The 16,447-nt window shown below is 41.9% G+C and carries 14 protein-coding genes and 2 tRNA genes; 12 read left to right on the top strand and 4 right to left on the bottom strand.

Annotated features, from left to right (window positions below):
* Positions 1-20: 20 nt before the first annotated feature.
* Positions 21-1,370 (bottom strand): acyl-CoA dehydrogenase family protein, encoded by a 1,350-nt coding sequence (locus tag H8B17_RS05205; protein ID WP_190308067.1) that lies wholly within the window; start codon positions 1,368-1,370, stop codon positions 21-23.
* A 233-nt stretch (positions 1,371-1,603) separates the two neighbouring features.
* On the opposite strand from H8B17_RS05205, the gene H8B17_RS05200 reads away from it, so the two are divergent.
* The 10 genes from H8B17_RS05200 to H8B17_RS05155 all read left to right on the top strand — a co-directional run bounded on the left by H8B17_RS05200 (position 1,604) and on the right by H8B17_RS05155 (position 9,772).
* Positions 1,604-1,822 (top strand): hypothetical protein, encoded by a 219-nt coding sequence (locus H8B17_RS05200; protein WP_190308066.1) that lies wholly within the window; start codon positions 1,604-1,606, stop codon positions 1,820-1,822.
* 158 nt (positions 1,823-1,980) lie between these two features.
* Positions 1,981-3,330, top strand: coding sequence for an adenylosuccinate lyase (gene purB, locus H8B17_RS05195; protein ID WP_190308065.1), 1,350 nt, complete (start codon positions 1,981-1,983; stop codon positions 3,328-3,330).
* Positions 3,331-3,404: 74 nt separating this feature from the next.
* A complete protein-coding gene (locus H8B17_RS05190; protein WP_190308064.1) occupies positions 3,405-3,959 on the top strand; it encodes a NifU family protein in 555 nt (184 codons plus the stop codon).
* A gap of 128 nt (positions 3,960-4,087) precedes the next feature.
* Positions 4,088-4,936 carry a transketolase gene (locus tag H8B17_RS05185; protein WP_190308063.1) on the top strand — a complete coding sequence of 283 codons (849 nt, stop codon included), beginning with the start codon at positions 4,088-4,090 and terminating at the stop codon, positions 4,934-4,936.
* Between the two features lie 30 nt (positions 4,937-4,966).
* Positions 4,967-5,920 carry a transketolase family protein gene (locus tag H8B17_RS05180; RefSeq protein ID WP_190308062.1) on the top strand — a complete coding sequence of 318 codons (954 nt, stop codon included), beginning with the start codon at positions 4,967-4,969 and terminating at the stop codon, positions 5,918-5,920.
* A 13-nt stretch (positions 5,921-5,933) separates the two neighbouring features.
* A complete protein-coding gene (locus tag H8B17_RS05175) occupies positions 5,934-6,479 on the top strand; it encodes an RNA polymerase sigma factor (RefSeq protein ID WP_190308061.1) in 546 nt (181 codons plus the stop codon).
* Positions 6,480-6,514: 35 nt separating this feature from the next.
* Complete coding sequence (locus H8B17_RS05170) at positions 6,515-7,240, top strand: hypothetical protein (protein ID WP_190308060.1); 726 nt, start codon at positions 6,515-6,517, stop codon at positions 7,238-7,240.
* On the top strand, positions 7,240-7,692 hold the full coding sequence (locus tag H8B17_RS05165) for a hypothetical protein (RefSeq protein ID WP_190308059.1): 453 nt from the start codon (positions 7,240-7,242) through the stop codon (positions 7,690-7,692). The genes H8B17_RS05170 and H8B17_RS05165 overlap by 1 nt, the downstream gene beginning before the upstream one ends.
* Before the next feature lie 103 nt (positions 7,693-7,795).
* Positions 7,796-8,983 (top strand): aspartate aminotransferase family protein, encoded by a 1,188-nt coding sequence (locus H8B17_RS05160; protein WP_190308058.1) that lies wholly within the window; start codon positions 7,796-7,798, stop codon positions 8,981-8,983.
* Positions 8,984-9,019: 36 nt separating this feature from the next.
* On the top strand, positions 9,020-9,772 hold the full coding sequence (locus H8B17_RS05155) for an SGNH/GDSL hydrolase family protein (RefSeq protein ID WP_190308057.1): 753 nt from the start codon (positions 9,020-9,022) through the stop codon (positions 9,770-9,772).
* A 29-nt stretch (positions 9,773-9,801) separates the two neighbouring features.
* Here H8B17_RS05155 and H8B17_RS05150 read toward each other — a convergent pair whose 3' ends face one another.
* From H8B17_RS05150 to H8B17_RS05140, 3 genes are read right to left on the bottom strand one after another with little or no spacing between them, the layout of a single operon-like run.
* Positions 9,802-11,703: a RecQ family ATP-dependent DNA helicase gene (locus tag H8B17_RS05150; RefSeq protein WP_190308056.1), complete on the bottom strand. Its 1,902-nt coding sequence runs from the start codon at positions 11,701-11,703 to the stop codon at positions 9,802-9,804.
* A complete protein-coding gene (locus tag H8B17_RS05145; RefSeq protein ID WP_190308055.1) occupies positions 11,693-13,792 on the bottom strand; it encodes a ComEC/Rec2 family competence protein in 2,100 nt (699 codons plus the stop codon). Before H8B17_RS05145 ends, H8B17_RS05150 begins: the two co-directional genes overlap by 11 nt.
* Positions 13,786-15,840, bottom strand: a complete 2,055-nt coding sequence (locus H8B17_RS05140; protein WP_190308054.1) for a ComEA family DNA-binding protein — start codon at positions 15,838-15,840, stop codon at positions 13,786-13,788. Before H8B17_RS05140 ends, H8B17_RS05145 begins: the two co-directional genes overlap by 7 nt.
* A gap of 329 nt (positions 15,841-16,169) precedes the next feature.
* On the opposite strand from H8B17_RS05140, the gene H8B17_RS05135 reads away from it, so the two are divergent.
* A tRNA-Met gene (locus H8B17_RS05135) sits at positions 16,170-16,242 on the top strand.
* A 51-nt stretch (positions 16,243-16,293) separates the two neighbouring features.
* Positions 16,294-16,366 (top strand) — tRNA-Met (locus H8B17_RS05130).
* The last annotated feature ends 81 nt before the right edge of the window (positions 16,367-16,447 follow it).

The raw sequence follows: 16,447 nt of genomic DNA, 5'->3' as shown, positions 1-16,447 counted from the left end.
CGACATTTGGCATCTACACGTTATACAAACGCGCTTATACCTGTAATGCTACGCCCGACAATCAGAGAATTAATCTCTTTTGTCCCCTCATACGAATAAATAGCTTCTGCATCAGCCAAAAATCGGGCAACATTATATTCCAACAAGATTCCATTACCCCCCATCACTTCACGTGCTCTCGAAACAATATCCCGTGTACGCAGTGTACAAAACACTTTGGCCAAGGAGGCGTGTTCATCTTTCAATTTCCCTTCGTCTTGTAGTTCTGACAAACGGAAAACGAGCGTCTGCATAGCCGTCAAATTAGACAACATTTCTACTAAATGGTTTTGAATTAACTGAAAGGAAGCAATCGGTTTACCAAACTGCTTGCGTTTCAATGTATAATCCAGCGCGTTTTCGTATGCACCTCGGGCACAGCCAACCGCCATCCAAGCTACACCCGCGCGCGTCATTTGCAATACTTTCGCTGTATCCTTAAAACTATTGGCAAGTGGCAAACGGTCAACTTCCTGAATCAAGCAATCCGTCAATGTTATCAATCCATTCTGCACAATGCGCAACGCCATCTTACCCTTAATTTTTTCAACCATAAAACCTGGGTTGTCTTTACGAACAATAAATCCTTTCACCTGGTTATCATCCACATCACGCGCCCAAATGATCGTCATGTCAGAGAATGTAGAATTGCCAATCCACTTCTTTTGTCCGTTTAGTACCCATCCCTCTGCTGTCTTACGACAAGTTGTCGTTAAACCACCTGCCGTTCCTGATCCGACTTCTGGCTCTGTCAATCCAAATGCACCGATCTTCTCCAGTCGCTGCATTTTTGGCAGCCACTCCTGCTTCTGTTCCTCAGAACCACACATATAGATAGACCCCATTGCCAATCCACTTTGCACCCCTAAGAATGTGGCGATCGAAGGATCGATCCGTCCAAATTCTGCAGCTATAATACCATCCATCAACGACGTACCTCCTGCGCAGCCATACCCCTCATAAACATAACCACAAACATTAAGCTCTGCTAATTTGGGAATGATTTCAAAGGGGAACTCGTCATGCAACCAATATTTATTGACAATGGGTTTAATTTCCCGTTCTAAGAACTCCCTTACCTTCAATTGTAGGGTGCGGTTCTCGGAAGACAACTTTGCCTCTATATCATAGAAATCTGCATCAATTTCAGGTGCCTCCCGCCTCTTCGTATTGCTTGTTAATAGTTTAGCCATCCCTTTCAACTGTTCTTCACTCATTTTTGACATCCCATCCATCAATGTAGGAATATCAACCTTCTTTGATAGCGCATCTAATTGCTCCAGATCTACGTGCTTCAACAATTGAAGCATATTCCTCAGTTTTTTTATCATATTAAGTTATTTGAGTTATCCTCCTCAATTGTAACACTTTTTTCATAAAAAATGTTTTTTATTGTTGTATTTCGGCAAAACACTATTATATTCGCACCTGCTTTATAAAAGAGGTCCTTTATGAATGGATTAATTTTTATTTATCCTTGTGTAAAAAAATTGGGTTACCTTTTATAATTGCCGGTATTAAGATGTAATAAACAAATTTGTTTCAATTAAACAGAAAATTAAAAATGAAAAATTTATTTAAATTCGGATTTTTAGGTCTTGCGTTAACAATCGGACTTGCTTCATGTGGCGGTCAGCAAACTCAAAACGAAGATGCTACAGAAACATTAACAGAAGGAATCGAAAACTCTACTGAGCAAGTAGCAGATTCATTGGAAAATGTCGCTGATTCAGTTAGAGCAGAAGGCGATTCTATCGTTGACTCTTTGGAAAACGTTCAATAATCCGAACGACATTAAAAAATACGTTAAAACCCACACAGCTGTGTGGGTTTTCTTTTTTTCTACAAGTGCTTCTTTTCGAGTTTTTATTATTTTTGTTGCGTAGTTTCATTCTGCCCTAAAAAGCAGATGTTTAATTTTAATTTTTATTTTTCGTAATCATGAGCTTATCCCCCCTAACTGCCGTCTCTCCTATCGATGGACGTTATCATAACAATACAAAGGAACTTTCAAACTATTTTTCGGAGTTCGCCTTGATTAAATACCGCGTTTTAGTGGAAGTAGAATACTTCATCGCGTTGTGTGAATCTGGAATTCCACAGTTAGCTCATTTTGATGGCTCTCTCAATGAGCGTCTTCGTCAAATCTACCAGAATTTTTCGTTGGAAAACGCAGCATGGATAAAAGACACTGAAAAAGTAACTAACCACGATGTTAAAGCAGTAGAATACTTTCTAAAAAATGAGTTTGAAAAACTAGGGTTGCATAATTCACTCGAATTTATCCATTTCGGGCTGACCTCACAAGATATAAACAATACAGCTATTCCCTATTCTTGGAAAGAGGCCTTAAATCAAATCTATCTCCCGAATGTCCAGGAATTACTAAGCGAACTGACATCGCTTGCAAAACAGTGGCAGGACGTCCCCATGTTGGCCAGAACGCACGGACAACCCGCCTCTCCGACGCGCTTAGGAAAAGAGATTAAGGTTTTCATCGAACGGATAGAAAAGCAGTTAGAGCTGTTGCAACAGATACCCTTCTCCGCAAAATTTGGTGGTGCAACTGGAAACTTCAATGCCCACCACGTCGCATATCCAGAGACAGATTGGGTGGCGTTTGGCAATAAATTTGTGAATGAGACCCTGGGGCTATCCCGTTCTCAAACAACAACACAAATTGAACATTATGATAATTTTGCTGCCAGTTGTGATGCTATCAAACGCATTAACAATATATTCATAGACCTATGTCGGGATATGTGGACTTATATATCCATGGAATATTTCAAACAGAAAATAACAGCGGGACAAATTGGATCTTCAGCCATGCCACATAAGGTCAATCCTATAGATTTTGAGAATGCGGAAGGAAATCTAGGTCTCGCTAATGCATTATTCGAGCATTTGGCAGCGAAGCTTCCTATCTCTCGTCTGCAACGTGATTTGACCGATTCGACAGTACTCCGTAATATAGGCGTACCCCTTTCCCACACGATTATCGCAGTTAAATCCACCTTGAGAGGGCTACGGAAACTCATTCTTAACGAACCTGTACTCCAAGCGGATCTAGCGAACAATTGGGCTGTCGTAGCTGAAGCTATTCAAACGATATTACGAAGAGACGGGCACCCAAAACCATACGAGACATTGAAAGACCTAACACGTACGCATGCACACGTAACACAAGAAACAATCGCCACTTTTGTTGATGGATTAAATGTAAGTGAAGAAATCAAAAAAGAAATTAAAGCAATTTCGCCAAATAATTACACGGGCCTCATACGCTAAGCTTTGACGTCAAGATGACCTGTGTTGGTACATTTTTGGTGTATATTTGTCAACTATTATAGATGATACACAGTATGGCAACAATTAACGTATATACAGAAACAACTCCCAATCCTTCTACAATGAAGTTTTTGGTCAACAAGTTATTAATCAATGGTAGTCTGGATTATCCCGACCGGGAAAAAGCCCAAGAATCCGAATTTGCCAGAGAATTATTTAAATTTAATTTTGTAGAAGGGGTCTTTTTTGCGAGCAATTTCGTGACAGTTACCAAAAGCGAAAGTGTAGAATGGAGCGATATTGAACCGTTATTAAAAGATTTTGTTAAAGGGGCTGTGGAATCAGAATTACCAGTAAAACCAATCGAACATTCGGAAGAGGTAAATTTTGAGGGATCGGAAACAGAGATAAAAATACAACAGGTATTGCACGATTATGTACGTCCAGCCGTAGAGCAAGATGGCGGCGCTATCGCCTACCGGTCATTTGATAATGGTGTAGTTACCGTAGAGTTACGCGGTTCATGTAGTGGCTGCCCATCCTCTACCATTACACTAAAAGCGGGAATTGAAGGTTTATTGAAACGAATGGTGCCAGAAGTCGAAGAAGTCGTTGCCGAGGCACTATAATCCATTATAAAAAAGCAGAAAAGGGAAGGTTGTATAGTCTTCCCTTTTTTAGTTACGGTTTTTGTCAGCTACTCTGCTAAAAATCATTAACTTTACAGCCAAAATAACCGAAACATTAAATTTCAAAAATGAGTGCAGATATCAACAAACTAGAACAGATCGCTTCACAAGTAAGACGTGACATCGTTCGTATGGTGCATGCTTGCCAATCCGGTCACCCGGGAGGTTCGCTTGGTTGTACGGACTATTTTGTAGCGTTGTATTTTTATGCGATGAAACATGACCCTTCTTTTAATATGGACGGCGTCGGAGAAGATTTATTTTTCTTATCGAACGGACACATTTCTCCTGTTTTCTATAGTACCTTAGCACATGCCGGATACTTTCCTGCAAGTGAACTTAGTACCTTTAGAAAAATGGACTCTCGTTTGCAGGGGCATCCCACCACGCACGAAGGGTTACCAGGCATTCGTATCGCGTCGGGCTCATTAGGCCAGGGTTTATCTGTTGCTATCGGAGCCGCGCAAGCTAAAAAATTGAACAAAGACAGCAGTTTGGTATACGTGTTGATGGGCGATGGAGAGCTTCAAGAAGGACAAGTGTGGGAAGCAGCGATGTACGCCCCCCACAATAAGATGGACAACATCATTGCTGCCATTGATTATAATGGCGCTCAGATCGATGGTTCGACGGAGGATGTTCTGTCTCTCGGAAATCTTCGTGCGAAATGGGAAGCTTTCGGGTGGGATGTGCTGGACGTAGAACAGGGTAATGATATGACATCAGTAATCCGAGGTTTAGATGAAGCCAAATCACGTTCGGGAAAAGGCAAACCAGTGATGATCTTGTTGCATACAAAAATGGGCAACGGGGTTGATTTCATGATGGGATCGCACAAATGGCATGGTATTGCACCTAACGATGAACAACTGGCCTCTGCATTGGCACAGAATGCCGAAACATTGGGAGACTATTAAATAGATGTTGGATAGGAGAGATACTAAGAAATGAAAAAATACACATATACAGAATCAAAAGATACGCGTTCCGGCTTTGGTGCTGGTCTGTTAGAAGCAGGAAGGCAGAACGATAACGTAGTTGCACTTTGTGCCGACTTGATCGGGTCGTTAAAGATGAACGATTTCATCAAAGAATTTCCAGAACGCTTCTTCCAAATTGGAATAGCAGAAGCCAATATGATGGGTATTGCCGCAGGCTTAACCATTGGTGGCAAGATTCCTTTCACCGGTACCTTTGCCAATTTTTCAACCGGTCGCGTATACGATCAAATTAGGCAGTCCATCGCTTACTCAGACAAAAACGTGAAAATATGTGCTTCACATGCGGGGTTGACATTGGGTGAAGATGGCGCTACACACCAGATTCTTGAAGATATCGGATTAATGAAGATGTTACCTGGGATGACCGTAATTAATCCCTGCGATTTTAACCAGACCAAAGCAGCAACCCTTGCTCTGGTCAACCATGAAGGCCCAGCTTACCTGCGTTTCGGACGTCCGGTAGTCCCTAACTTTACCCCGGCCGACCAAACATTTGAAATAGGTAAAGCTGTCATGTTAAATGAGGGAACAGACGTCACGATTATTGCCACGGGACATTTGGTCTGGGAAGCTATCCAAGCAGGCGAGGAGTTAGAAACATTGGGGATTAATGCGGAGATTATAAATATCCACACCATTAAACCCCTCGATGAGGAGGCCGTATTAAACTCTGTGACTAAAACAGGCTGTGTGGTCACTGCTGAAGAGCACAACCGTTTAGGTGGTCTGGGCGACAGTATTGCCCAACTTTTAGCGACAAAGAGACCTACTCCACAAGAGTTTGTTGCCGTCAACGATAGCTTCGGTGAATCGGGAAAACCCGCACAACTGATGGAAAAATATGGACTTAATGCCGCTTCAATCGTAGCAGCAGCAAGAAAAGTAATTACCAGAAAATAGTGACAAAGAACAAATGGAAGACGCCTTAATTATATCAAAATTTGCTGATGAACGTACACGTGAAGAGGCGTTTGGCTATTTGCTCAAAAAATACCAACAAAAAATATATTGGCACGTTCGCCGGATGGTTATTGATCATGATGATGCGGATGACGTCGTGCAAGATATATTCATCAAAGTTTGGCGAAACCTCGAAAAATTTCGCGAAGATTCCCAGCTTTATACATGGCTATATCGTATCGCTACCAATGAATGTATCACTTTTCTAAATAGAAAAAAACAAAAGCAGAGCGTGTCGTTAGATGACGACAGCTCTGCTTATCTATCCGAAACGTTAGCGGAAGGAAGTTATTTTAACGGTGATCAAGCACAGATGAAATTACAACAAGCATTGTTAACTCTTCCAGACAAACAACGGTTGGTATTTAACATGAAATATTTTGAGGATCTCAAATACGACGAAATATCCGAGATTCTAGGTACAAGCGTAGGTGCATTAAAAGCGTCTTATCACCTAGCCGTTAAAAAAATAGAGCACTTTTTTACATCAAACGATTAAACCCTAAACGGTTTTTTGACTCTAAACAAGTGACTATGAAGGAAGATAATACATATTACGATGGAATGGATGGTTTAAACCTTCCGGGATCATTACGTGTCCCCCCCTTTGTGGTACCCAAAAATTATTTTTCTCAATTAACGGATCATATACAGCTTCACATCAAAATGGAGCAGTATAAAGATACTGTAACTCAAGATGCCAACATTCCTAAAGGATACTTTGAAGATTTATCAGATAAAATTCTTGCCCAAACAAGAATAGAAAACGCCGTACCACGAGCGAACTTCGTTGTTCCAGCAAACTATTTTGAAAGCTTGTCAGGACGCATCCAAAACAAAATATTTGAAGATAAATTAAAAAAACAGGTATCTAATGACGGATTTGTCATACCCGAAGGTTATACACAAGTACTGCAGGATAAGATTATTGCGCGAACTGTAGAGAAGGCGCGTCAGCATATACCTGTACGAAGGCTCCATTTCAATAAGTGGGTTTCCTATGTGGCTGCAGCGTGTATCGCCGTAATCGTTGGAATTGCTTCATACAACGGCATATACAATAAAACCCAAGGCAGCGTCGACGAGTCGCATCTGTCTTCTATTCCTGATGACGAGATTATTAATTATCTAAGTGCTTTGAATGACAGCGATGACATCCTTTATGTCATAGAGTGTATCGATCATGCTCATGATGCGGAAGGGGTTTGTACACATGTTAAGGAAAATGATATTGAAGACTATTTAAATTATGCATTATAATGTTACGTTTTAAACATTTGTTTGTTACGATTGGCGCGATTATACTCTGTATAGCATCTGCGAGTGCACAACCCCGGGATTCCAAACGATTTGCGGCGATTGAGAGTGAAAAGATTGCTTATATCACGAAAGAATTAAGCTTAACGCCTGCTGAAGCACAACGTTTCTTCCCGATATATAATCAATATAGCAAAGAAATTTGGGCTATTCGGTCTAAGAAAAAAGAAAGTACAACCACACCTTCACCAAGAGGAGTGAATGCTTTCAATAAATCGGATCGGTCTGAAAAACGGGACATACTTTCATATGATGCGAAAGAACTGGATGTCAAAAAAGAATATCGAAAAAAATTCGCAGAAGTAGTTGGCTCCGCCAGAGCCTCTCAATTTTTTGAAGTCGAACAGAATTTCCGTGAGTTACTTTACAAGGAATTACAAAGAAGAAACCGTTAATCTGGGTAGCGTCCGGAGTAGTGACAACGTTACAAGTTATCAGGGTACTCTTTACAGAACACGCATCACAGGTTAGTCGTTACGGATCACTTGTCATTAAAAAATGATTAGCAACAGAGAGCTTTTTCTTAATAATACAGCGCAAACATCTTCGTCTCCCCGTTTATTCGAAATTGCAAAAGCCGAGGGAGTTTATCTATACGGTCCTCATGGCGAACGCTATTTAGACCTCGTATCCGGTTTTAATGTCAGTAATATCGGACACCGGCACCCCAAGGTATTAGCGGCCATCCAACAGCAGTTGGAAAAATACCTACATGTTACGGTATACGGGGAGTTTATACAAGCCCCTCAGGTACAATTTGCCACCGAGTTACTTTCTATACTGCCCTCGTCATTCGGCTCCGTTTATTTCACGAACAGTGGAGCGGAGGCCGTCGAAGGTTCCATGAAAATCGCCAAGAAGTATACCGGACGTCGGCAGATTATTGCTGCGGAAAAAGCATATCATGGTAGCACACAAGGGGCTTTAAGTCTAATTGGGAATCCTGCTTATCAAGAAGCGTATGCTCCCCTACTCCCCGAAATAGAATTTATCCAGTTCAACAACGTACGTAGTTTGGACAGCATTACAAACCAAACCGCAGCGGTTATCGTGGAGGCTATCCAAGGAGAGGCAGGCGTGCGTGTTCCCTCCACAACATTTATGCAAGATCTCCGCCGAAAATGTGACGAAACGGGTGCTATTCTGATTTTTGATGAGATACAAACCGGCTTCGGAAGAACAGGAAAAATGTTCGCTTTCGAACATTTTGGGATTGTACCAGATGTGTTGATGTTAGCAAAAGGTATTGGAGGCGGTATGCCACTTGGCGCATTCGTTGCACGAAAGGAAATTATGGACGTCATCAAAGACAATCCCATGTTAGGACACATTACCACTTTCGGGGGCCATCCGGTAAGCTGTGCTGCTGCGTTAACCTCCTTGCAGGTCATCCAGAATGAAAACCTGCTAGCTACAGTGGACACAAAAGCGGCTTTGTTCCGCAAGGAACTAAACCATCCTAAAATAAAAGAGATTAGGGGAATGGGCTTGATGATGTGCCTGCAATTAGAAACCTTTGAACAGGTGTACCAAGTGAGTACATTTTGTGCTGCGCACGGACTCATGGTCGATTGGTATTTGCATTGTGAAACTGCCTTACGAATTGCTCCTCCACTTACTATATCAGAAGCCGAAATAAAACATGCGTGTGAAATAATACGACGCGGTATTGAAAAGTTCGTCTGAAAAAGCTAACTTGGTTTTCTTAAACCTTCATATTATATGGAAACAAGAAGAAAATTCTTAGCGAAAAGCCTCCTCACCATAGGAGCTGCCACAATCGGCACGAAAGCACTGTTTGCGGAAGAAAAAAGCCTGAAAAAAGGAGGCAATTTACGCATACAACAAAATGATATCATCTTATTTCAAGGCGACTCTATTACCGACGCGGGACGCAAACGGGATAATTTAAATCCAAACGATACCGGTGCTTTTGGTCATGGGTATGCGATGATGGCCGCCGCCACCCTACTCAATAAATATGCAGACAAAAACATTCAGGTTTATAACCGTGGTATCAGCGGGAATAGAGTTCCGGATCTGATCAACAGATGGGATACGGATGCGATTCAACTTCGTCCAACGATATTAAGCATTCTTATTGGTGTAAACGATTTTTGGCGTACCGTAGACCGAGGTGCTCAAAATACGCCGCAACAATACAAACAACAATACCAACAATTGTTAGATACTACATTAAAACAACTTCCACAAGTTAAATTGATTATTGGCGAGCCATTCGGTGTCAAAGGCGTAAAGCATGTAACGGACGCCTGGTATCCCAATTTCTTAGGTTATCAAGAAGCCGCAAAGGAAATAGCTAAAGAGTATAACGCGACATTTCTGCCTTACCAATCCGTATTTGACAAAGCCGCGAGCCGAGGTGCGGGCGATTATTGGACAACAGACGGTGTACATACTTCCTTAGCAGGTGCAAATCTCATGGCGGAAGCTTGGTTAAGCTTGATTAAATAATAATTTTTGGGGCAGGAATAAAATCTGCCCTAAAAATCACTATTCCAATAATACAAACCATCTCGCAAAACAATCTGTTCTTTATCCATAAGCAATCGAATCACGTGCAGCTTCGTATCATCGTCACCAAGCGTTAATTCGTCAACCAACGTTTTCACATCTTTTTCCCCTGCTAACAGCGCTGTCTTTATTTCTTCCTGTAATGTGTTGTGTATATCGTCCCGATGCTGGCGCATCAAACATAAATCACAGCTCCCACAAAAGGTTTCCTCTTCTTCTCCAAAATACGTCTGCAATGCGACACTTCGGCAATCCTTTGTATCCAGATAAGCATAAATAGCTTTTATCTGTTGCTCTTTGATACGCTTTCTCTCCGCTATAAAAGACGTATCGATAAAGAGATGCTTATAATCCACACGCGCTTGGAGAAACTCCAATTGCGGAGCATCAGTCTTAGGCAGATAAGACGCTATTTCCAATTGTTGAAGGCCCTGCAACATACTCACCACCATATCATATGAAATCCGAAGTTTTTTTGCCAATTCATATTCATTCAACGTGATATAAAAATCGAATACACCACCTGTTGTACGCAAAATCAGTTTTATGATCGGATCGTATTTCGCCGACTGTACTTGAAATTTATACAGTTCCTGATATTCGATTTCAAACTTAAATCGAGACGGTATAAAAACCGATTCAGATACGGCAATCCATCCATCTCTTTCCAAAAATTTCAAAGCACTCAATGTGGGTAGAACGTCCATTTTATAGCGCTTGCAGAAATCGACTACATCAAAATCAAAAAACAGCCCTTTTCCAGCCCCATACGCAATTTGAAAGTAGTTTCCTAAATGATGATAAACCTGTTGTATAAACGGTATAGGCGGGAAATTGGCTATAAAATTTTCCCACAATTTTTCCCGATCAGCCTGTTGATACATCAGCACCGGAAAAGCTTTTTTTCCATCACGACCAGCGCGGCCCGCTTCCTGGTAATACGCTTCCAATGAATCTGGAATATCCAAGTGCAATACGAACCGTACATCCGGCTTATCGATCCCCATTCCAAACGCATTTGTCGCCACAATAACACGCACGCGATTTTCCATCCAGCTGTCCTGTTTTTGCGAACGGGTTACCGGATCAAGTCCGGCATGGTAAAAATCTGCGGGTATACCATGATTGATTAAATATTGCGCCACTTCTTGTGTTTCCCGGCGGTTACGGACATAGATCACTCCGGAGCCTCCAATTTTGTGAATCATCCGTAACATACGCGCCATTTTGTCTTCCTCGGCAAGTATTATGTAGGCTAAATTTTCCCTTCGGAAGCTTTTTTTAAATACCCGCCCTCCCACGAAAGATAATTTATCTTGGATGTCTTCGACAACCCGCGGCGTCGCCGTAGCCGTCAATGCTAAAAAAGGTGTATTTGGGTGAATTTCCCGCAACTTCGCCAACTCCAAATAGGCCGGGCGAAAATCATACCCCCATTGCGAAATACAATGTGCTTCGTCGATGGCAAAAAGACTCACCTTCATATAGCGTATCCGTTCTTTTACCAGATCACTATAAAGACGTTCTGGCGCAAGATACAGAAACTTGATCCGTCCGTACACACAATTATCCAACGTCATATCCACCTCCCGATGCGACATGCCCGAAAAGATAGCTACTGCTTCGATACCCTTTTTCCGTAAGCTTTGGACTTGATCTTTCATCAATGCGATCAGCGGACTTACCACGATGCATATACCTGCCAACTGAAGCGCCGGCACTTGAAAACAAATAGACTTTCCTCCACCTGTCGGCATAAGCGCAAGTGTATCACGTCCCTGCAACACCGCATTGATAATATCTTGCTGCAGTGGACGGAAGGCCTTATATCCCCAATACTGTTCTAGTATATCCAGACTTTTATTTTCCATGCTTCTTATCCCAAACATAAGCAAAATTATTTTTCAACACATAATAGGATATACCCAAAGAGTCTGCTTTTTTTGCCATTTCCGACAAGATGTTCGCTTTGCTTGATCCATCTAATATCAAAAGCTGAACACCACGGAAACTCTCATCGTCGACCACAGCATAAGGTGTGAGGTTACGCCACAACAAAATATCGTATCCACTAGGCTTTCTTACTAGCCTTCCACCCTCCAGAATACCGAGCATCCCAATCGGAGTTTGTATTTCCATCTGCTGTCCCTTTTTTAATGGCAATGTTCGGAAAACGATATCTTCGGTTCGCATATAATGGCGAAGATCCGGCAAAACCTGCGCAACCAGCCGTGGATGCTTGATGCTATCCAGTGTAGAAATAAGAGAAACTTTTCTGCGATTAATCACCGCAATAGCAATCTCACGCCCCACATTATATATTTTTATCCCCTGATAAGAAGTATGCCTTATAGAAGTTACAGCCGCAGAAAGTAACAGTAATGTTCCCGAGATGAGCGTACAACACAAGAATTGTTTACTCAACCCATACCAGGTAATCAGCAGAAAAATGATAACCAACAGGAATAAAACGAGTTGTGTTCCCGTCAGATCAACACCTTGCACAATAGCAAAAGGTAAAGATTCAATAGCCGTAAGCCCCCAAAGGAGAAAGCGACACAAATAGGTTAAGCCTATTCCCAAATAACCATTTAGAAATAAAAAAGGAGATATCGCTAATGCTATACCGATATACATCAACGCTGTAGCAGGCAGCGATACAAATAAATTTCCGAGCAGAAAATAATTAGGAAACTGCTGGAAGTAATACAACGCTAAAGGCGTTGTGAAAAGTTGAGCACTGACCGAAACCAATACAGCTTGCCATATTACACGTAGAAATTTATTGTTTATCGAAAATATACCATTCAATATCGGGTATAAGGTAAATAAACCTAAAACAGCCAAATAGGACAATTGAAAGCCCATATCAAAGATCATGAAAGGATCAAACAGAAGTAGGCAGCATGCTGACGCAAAAAGCGAATTTAAATTCTGGTTAGATCGTTGACTCCACCCTGCTAATAAGAGAAAAGAGATCATCACACCCGCACGCAAAATAGACGGCGCCATACCCGTCAATAAAACATAAGCCCAAATAGAAAACAAGATCAGTACAAATCGAATGGGTCTACCAGGAGAGAAACGATCTAAAAACCCGAACAAAAAGTTCAATAGGAAGAATACCATACCTACATGCAATCCCGATACACTCAACACATGCACTGTGCCGGTATTTATAAAAGCGGCCAAGGTTTCTGCCTGAAAATTAGCGCGATAGCCTAGAATGAGTGCTGAACAAACTTCTAAAGCTTCTCTATTTGTAATAAAGCGTTTGAATTTGCGGACAAAATACTGACGTATGCACAACGCCTTTGCGACGATTTTATTTCCTTCTCCACTCCCGATCAGCCTGAGATCCACAGATTGTATATAGGCCTGATGGTAGATATTTTTATGTGCCAGATACCGCTTATAATCAAATTGTTTCGGATTATGGGGTGCGTGCATTTCTGCGACCTTATTACGAAACAATAGCTTGTCACCATAAGATAATGTTAGATCAGGATCCGCGCTCTTCCGAGAAATACGCAGCATAATTTGGCCGGTTGCTGGAGTTAAATTTTCGTCGTGTACGGTATGACAAATTTCTAAGGGAAAGCGAATGCTTTCCTCGCCATATACGGGCTCATCCGTTATTATCCCTATCAAATAATCGGCTTTCTTATCAACAAAATGTCGTGATTGCTGCGCGGGGAGCTCCTTTCCCAGCCAAACAACACCCAGAAAAAATAATAAGATGTAAAAAATCAACGGAAAAGAAACACGTCGCCATCGTCGACAAAACACCTCCACGCCGATCAAAAGCAGAAGCATCGCTATAACACATACGACTATAACTTGAAACGCCCATGTCGATAGCGGTATATAATAACCGCCAACAATGCCTGTTCCGAAGAATAAGAAAGCTCGAGCAAACGGTACTTTCCGTAATGCCAAATAAAAAGTCTGCCCTACCATCGATATCGGAATTGAACTTTAATATCCGACCGATGTGGCCCCTCGCTTTGATCCAACCCTGAGCCTACCGTCTCTACGTTCAAATAGCGATTACGAGCATAACGGAGCCAAAAATCTGTTTTACGACCGATACGATAACGCAGGTTGACATAAGAACGACCACCTTTCCCGTTATACATCGGAAACGCGCTCGCATATAACACATCATTTTCGTAAGCGTATAATCTTGCGTCATACGAATCCGTAGCAAACACGGCCAGACGCATGTTTACCTGGATAGGCAAGCGATCGGGTTTCCAAAATACATCTTGATAGGCCATCCATCCAAAATCAGTTCTTCCCTCCTTTTCATATCGCACACCCTCTGCCCTCGTTCGGATTTCCCATTTGGCGGACAGTTTATACTGAAAGGCTAAACGCACTTGGTCTTTCCGTGCATCTACCACTACCCTTTCCGGAGGACGATCACGATTGTTTTCTTGCTTTAATCGATGACGATAGCGTAAGGAAACACGACCTATCTTATACCAGGTATACGTCAGTTGCGACAGCAAATCCATTCCGGCACTAGGTTCATCAACCCGGTAGCGCAGCCAAGGGAAACGAAACATATCAATGTAACTCATCCACTCCCATTTTCTGCTTGGATGGAGCATAATTCCTGTATAAACCCCTTCCTCGTTGGCAACCGCACTTCCCTCGCCCAAGGCTTGTGCAAAAACAGCATGGTAGTTCCGTTGGTAATTCCGATAATTGGCAAATGCCGATACCTTCGGATGTAAGCTCGCTATTAGGCCATTTAGCGTCGCCCAGCCCCGTCCATATTCGTGAGCCGTTTCTCCAAAGAGATAAATATTCCTAAATGTATATTGGTAATTAACCCCAAAATTGATCAATCGGTCATCTTCAAAAGAATAGGCATGACGTCGGGAACCATCGTGTACAATAGTACCATCATATTGTGTATAAACTCCTACAGCACCTAACTTCAAGCGCTTATAACGATACGTCACATCGATGCCGACAACACCTTGATTGATAGCACGACGATTACGTTGCTCATTAGGTGTGCGATGTAATCCAGATGCTGAAATAGAACTGATAATGTAACGGCCATCTTCTGCTAGGGAGCGGTTGCCAGATAATTTTCGCCAAGAAATAAAAGGTGTAATTTCCCACTTATCAATAGATAACCGCGTGGAAAGGCCAGAAAGATAGTTATGTTCATTCATAGACGTATAACTTCGTAATCCAACCCCTTGTCTGGCACTGCTGGTCATCATCGCGCCTTTACCAAAACTCAGACCATTCCACATCACTAGTCCTTGTCCAATCTGTAACGCATAATTACCGAGCAGCAATTCTTTAAATATACCGACATCTTTTGCATATAGGCTAACACCATAATGGTCAAAACCAAAGCGTTGCTTCTCACGAAAGAAAGGTTCTCCAGCATCTTTTTCCGCATTGATTGCCACACGTAGACGATTTCGAAAATTTAAACGGTAACGCAGCATATAGCGGTTAGCATCTCCTAGGTAACGTGATCGTGTGCTATCCGTAATCAGGTAACCACGCTGTTCCTGAAAAATAGTACCATAACGCGCCATAAGCTGTTGCTCACTATCATTATAAAGTTGCCGCAACGTTAATCCTTCCAGTGTAGATACGGATGATACCTTAACGAAAGGACTTAATCGTTCGACAGTTGACAGATCAAAATTGGCGATTCCTTGCAGCTCAAGAAGCGAAAGAAACTTGCCTGTCTGTTCACGATGCTCCAAAAGACTGGTAATCTGCAAAGGGGATAAAATCAACAGTTTTGCCAGCTCCTGTTCGTTGGTTTGATTCAAATCAATTGGTCGTGTATGATAATATCGAAGATGCTCCAGAAACTCATCGGCATCTATCACGTCATCCAATTCTTCCGAAAGCTGCTCCATAATCTGTTCTACAGCCGGGCTTTCCTCCCATGTTTGACTTTTTACCAGCGTACTATACCCCAGTAAGAACACAGCCGTCATAATTCGTACACTGGCAAAACGCATAGACGGTGAGCATTTGAAATAAACAGATAGGATTTGCTGATACAGGTAGTGTTGTCTGCCAGACTATCTGGCAGCAAAAAGCTCCTTTTAAACGTTAACGCATCATTTTTCCTCCTATATAAAAAGGATAAATAAAGTTGCTGAACGGATAAATAGAGCGTTACAACGGTTAGTAGTAAACTTCTTTTCATCACAATTCATTATAATTGATAATATGAAAGTACAGAATACCAGAACATTATCCAATTTTTTGGCTTAAACTTTTTTAAAAAGTATGTTCAGTTTTGATTTAAGGGGGAAAAACACTATCTTTGTGTCACCAAAAAAATTGCGGGGTGGAGCAGTTGGTAGCTCGTCGGGCTCATAACCCGAAGGTCATCAGTTCGAGTCTGATCCCCGCTACTAACAAAAGAAAGAGCAAAGCGCGAGGCCGAGCTGAAAATAAAGAAACATTGCGGGGTGGAGCAGTTGGTAGCTCGTCGGGCTCATAACCCGAAGGTCATCAGTTCGAGTCTGATCCCCGCTACTAAATCAAAAGCGCTAAGGAAACTTAGTGCTTTTTTTGTATCTGTATTTAGAACAACAAGAAAAGGTCGACTAATGCGTC

This window comes from Sphingobacterium arenae (genome assembly GCF_014692505.1).
Lineage (GTDB): Bacteria > Bacteroidota > Bacteroidia > Sphingobacteriales > Sphingobacteriaceae > Sphingobacterium > Sphingobacterium arenae.
This window is presented reverse-complemented; position numbering and strand designations above follow the sequence as displayed.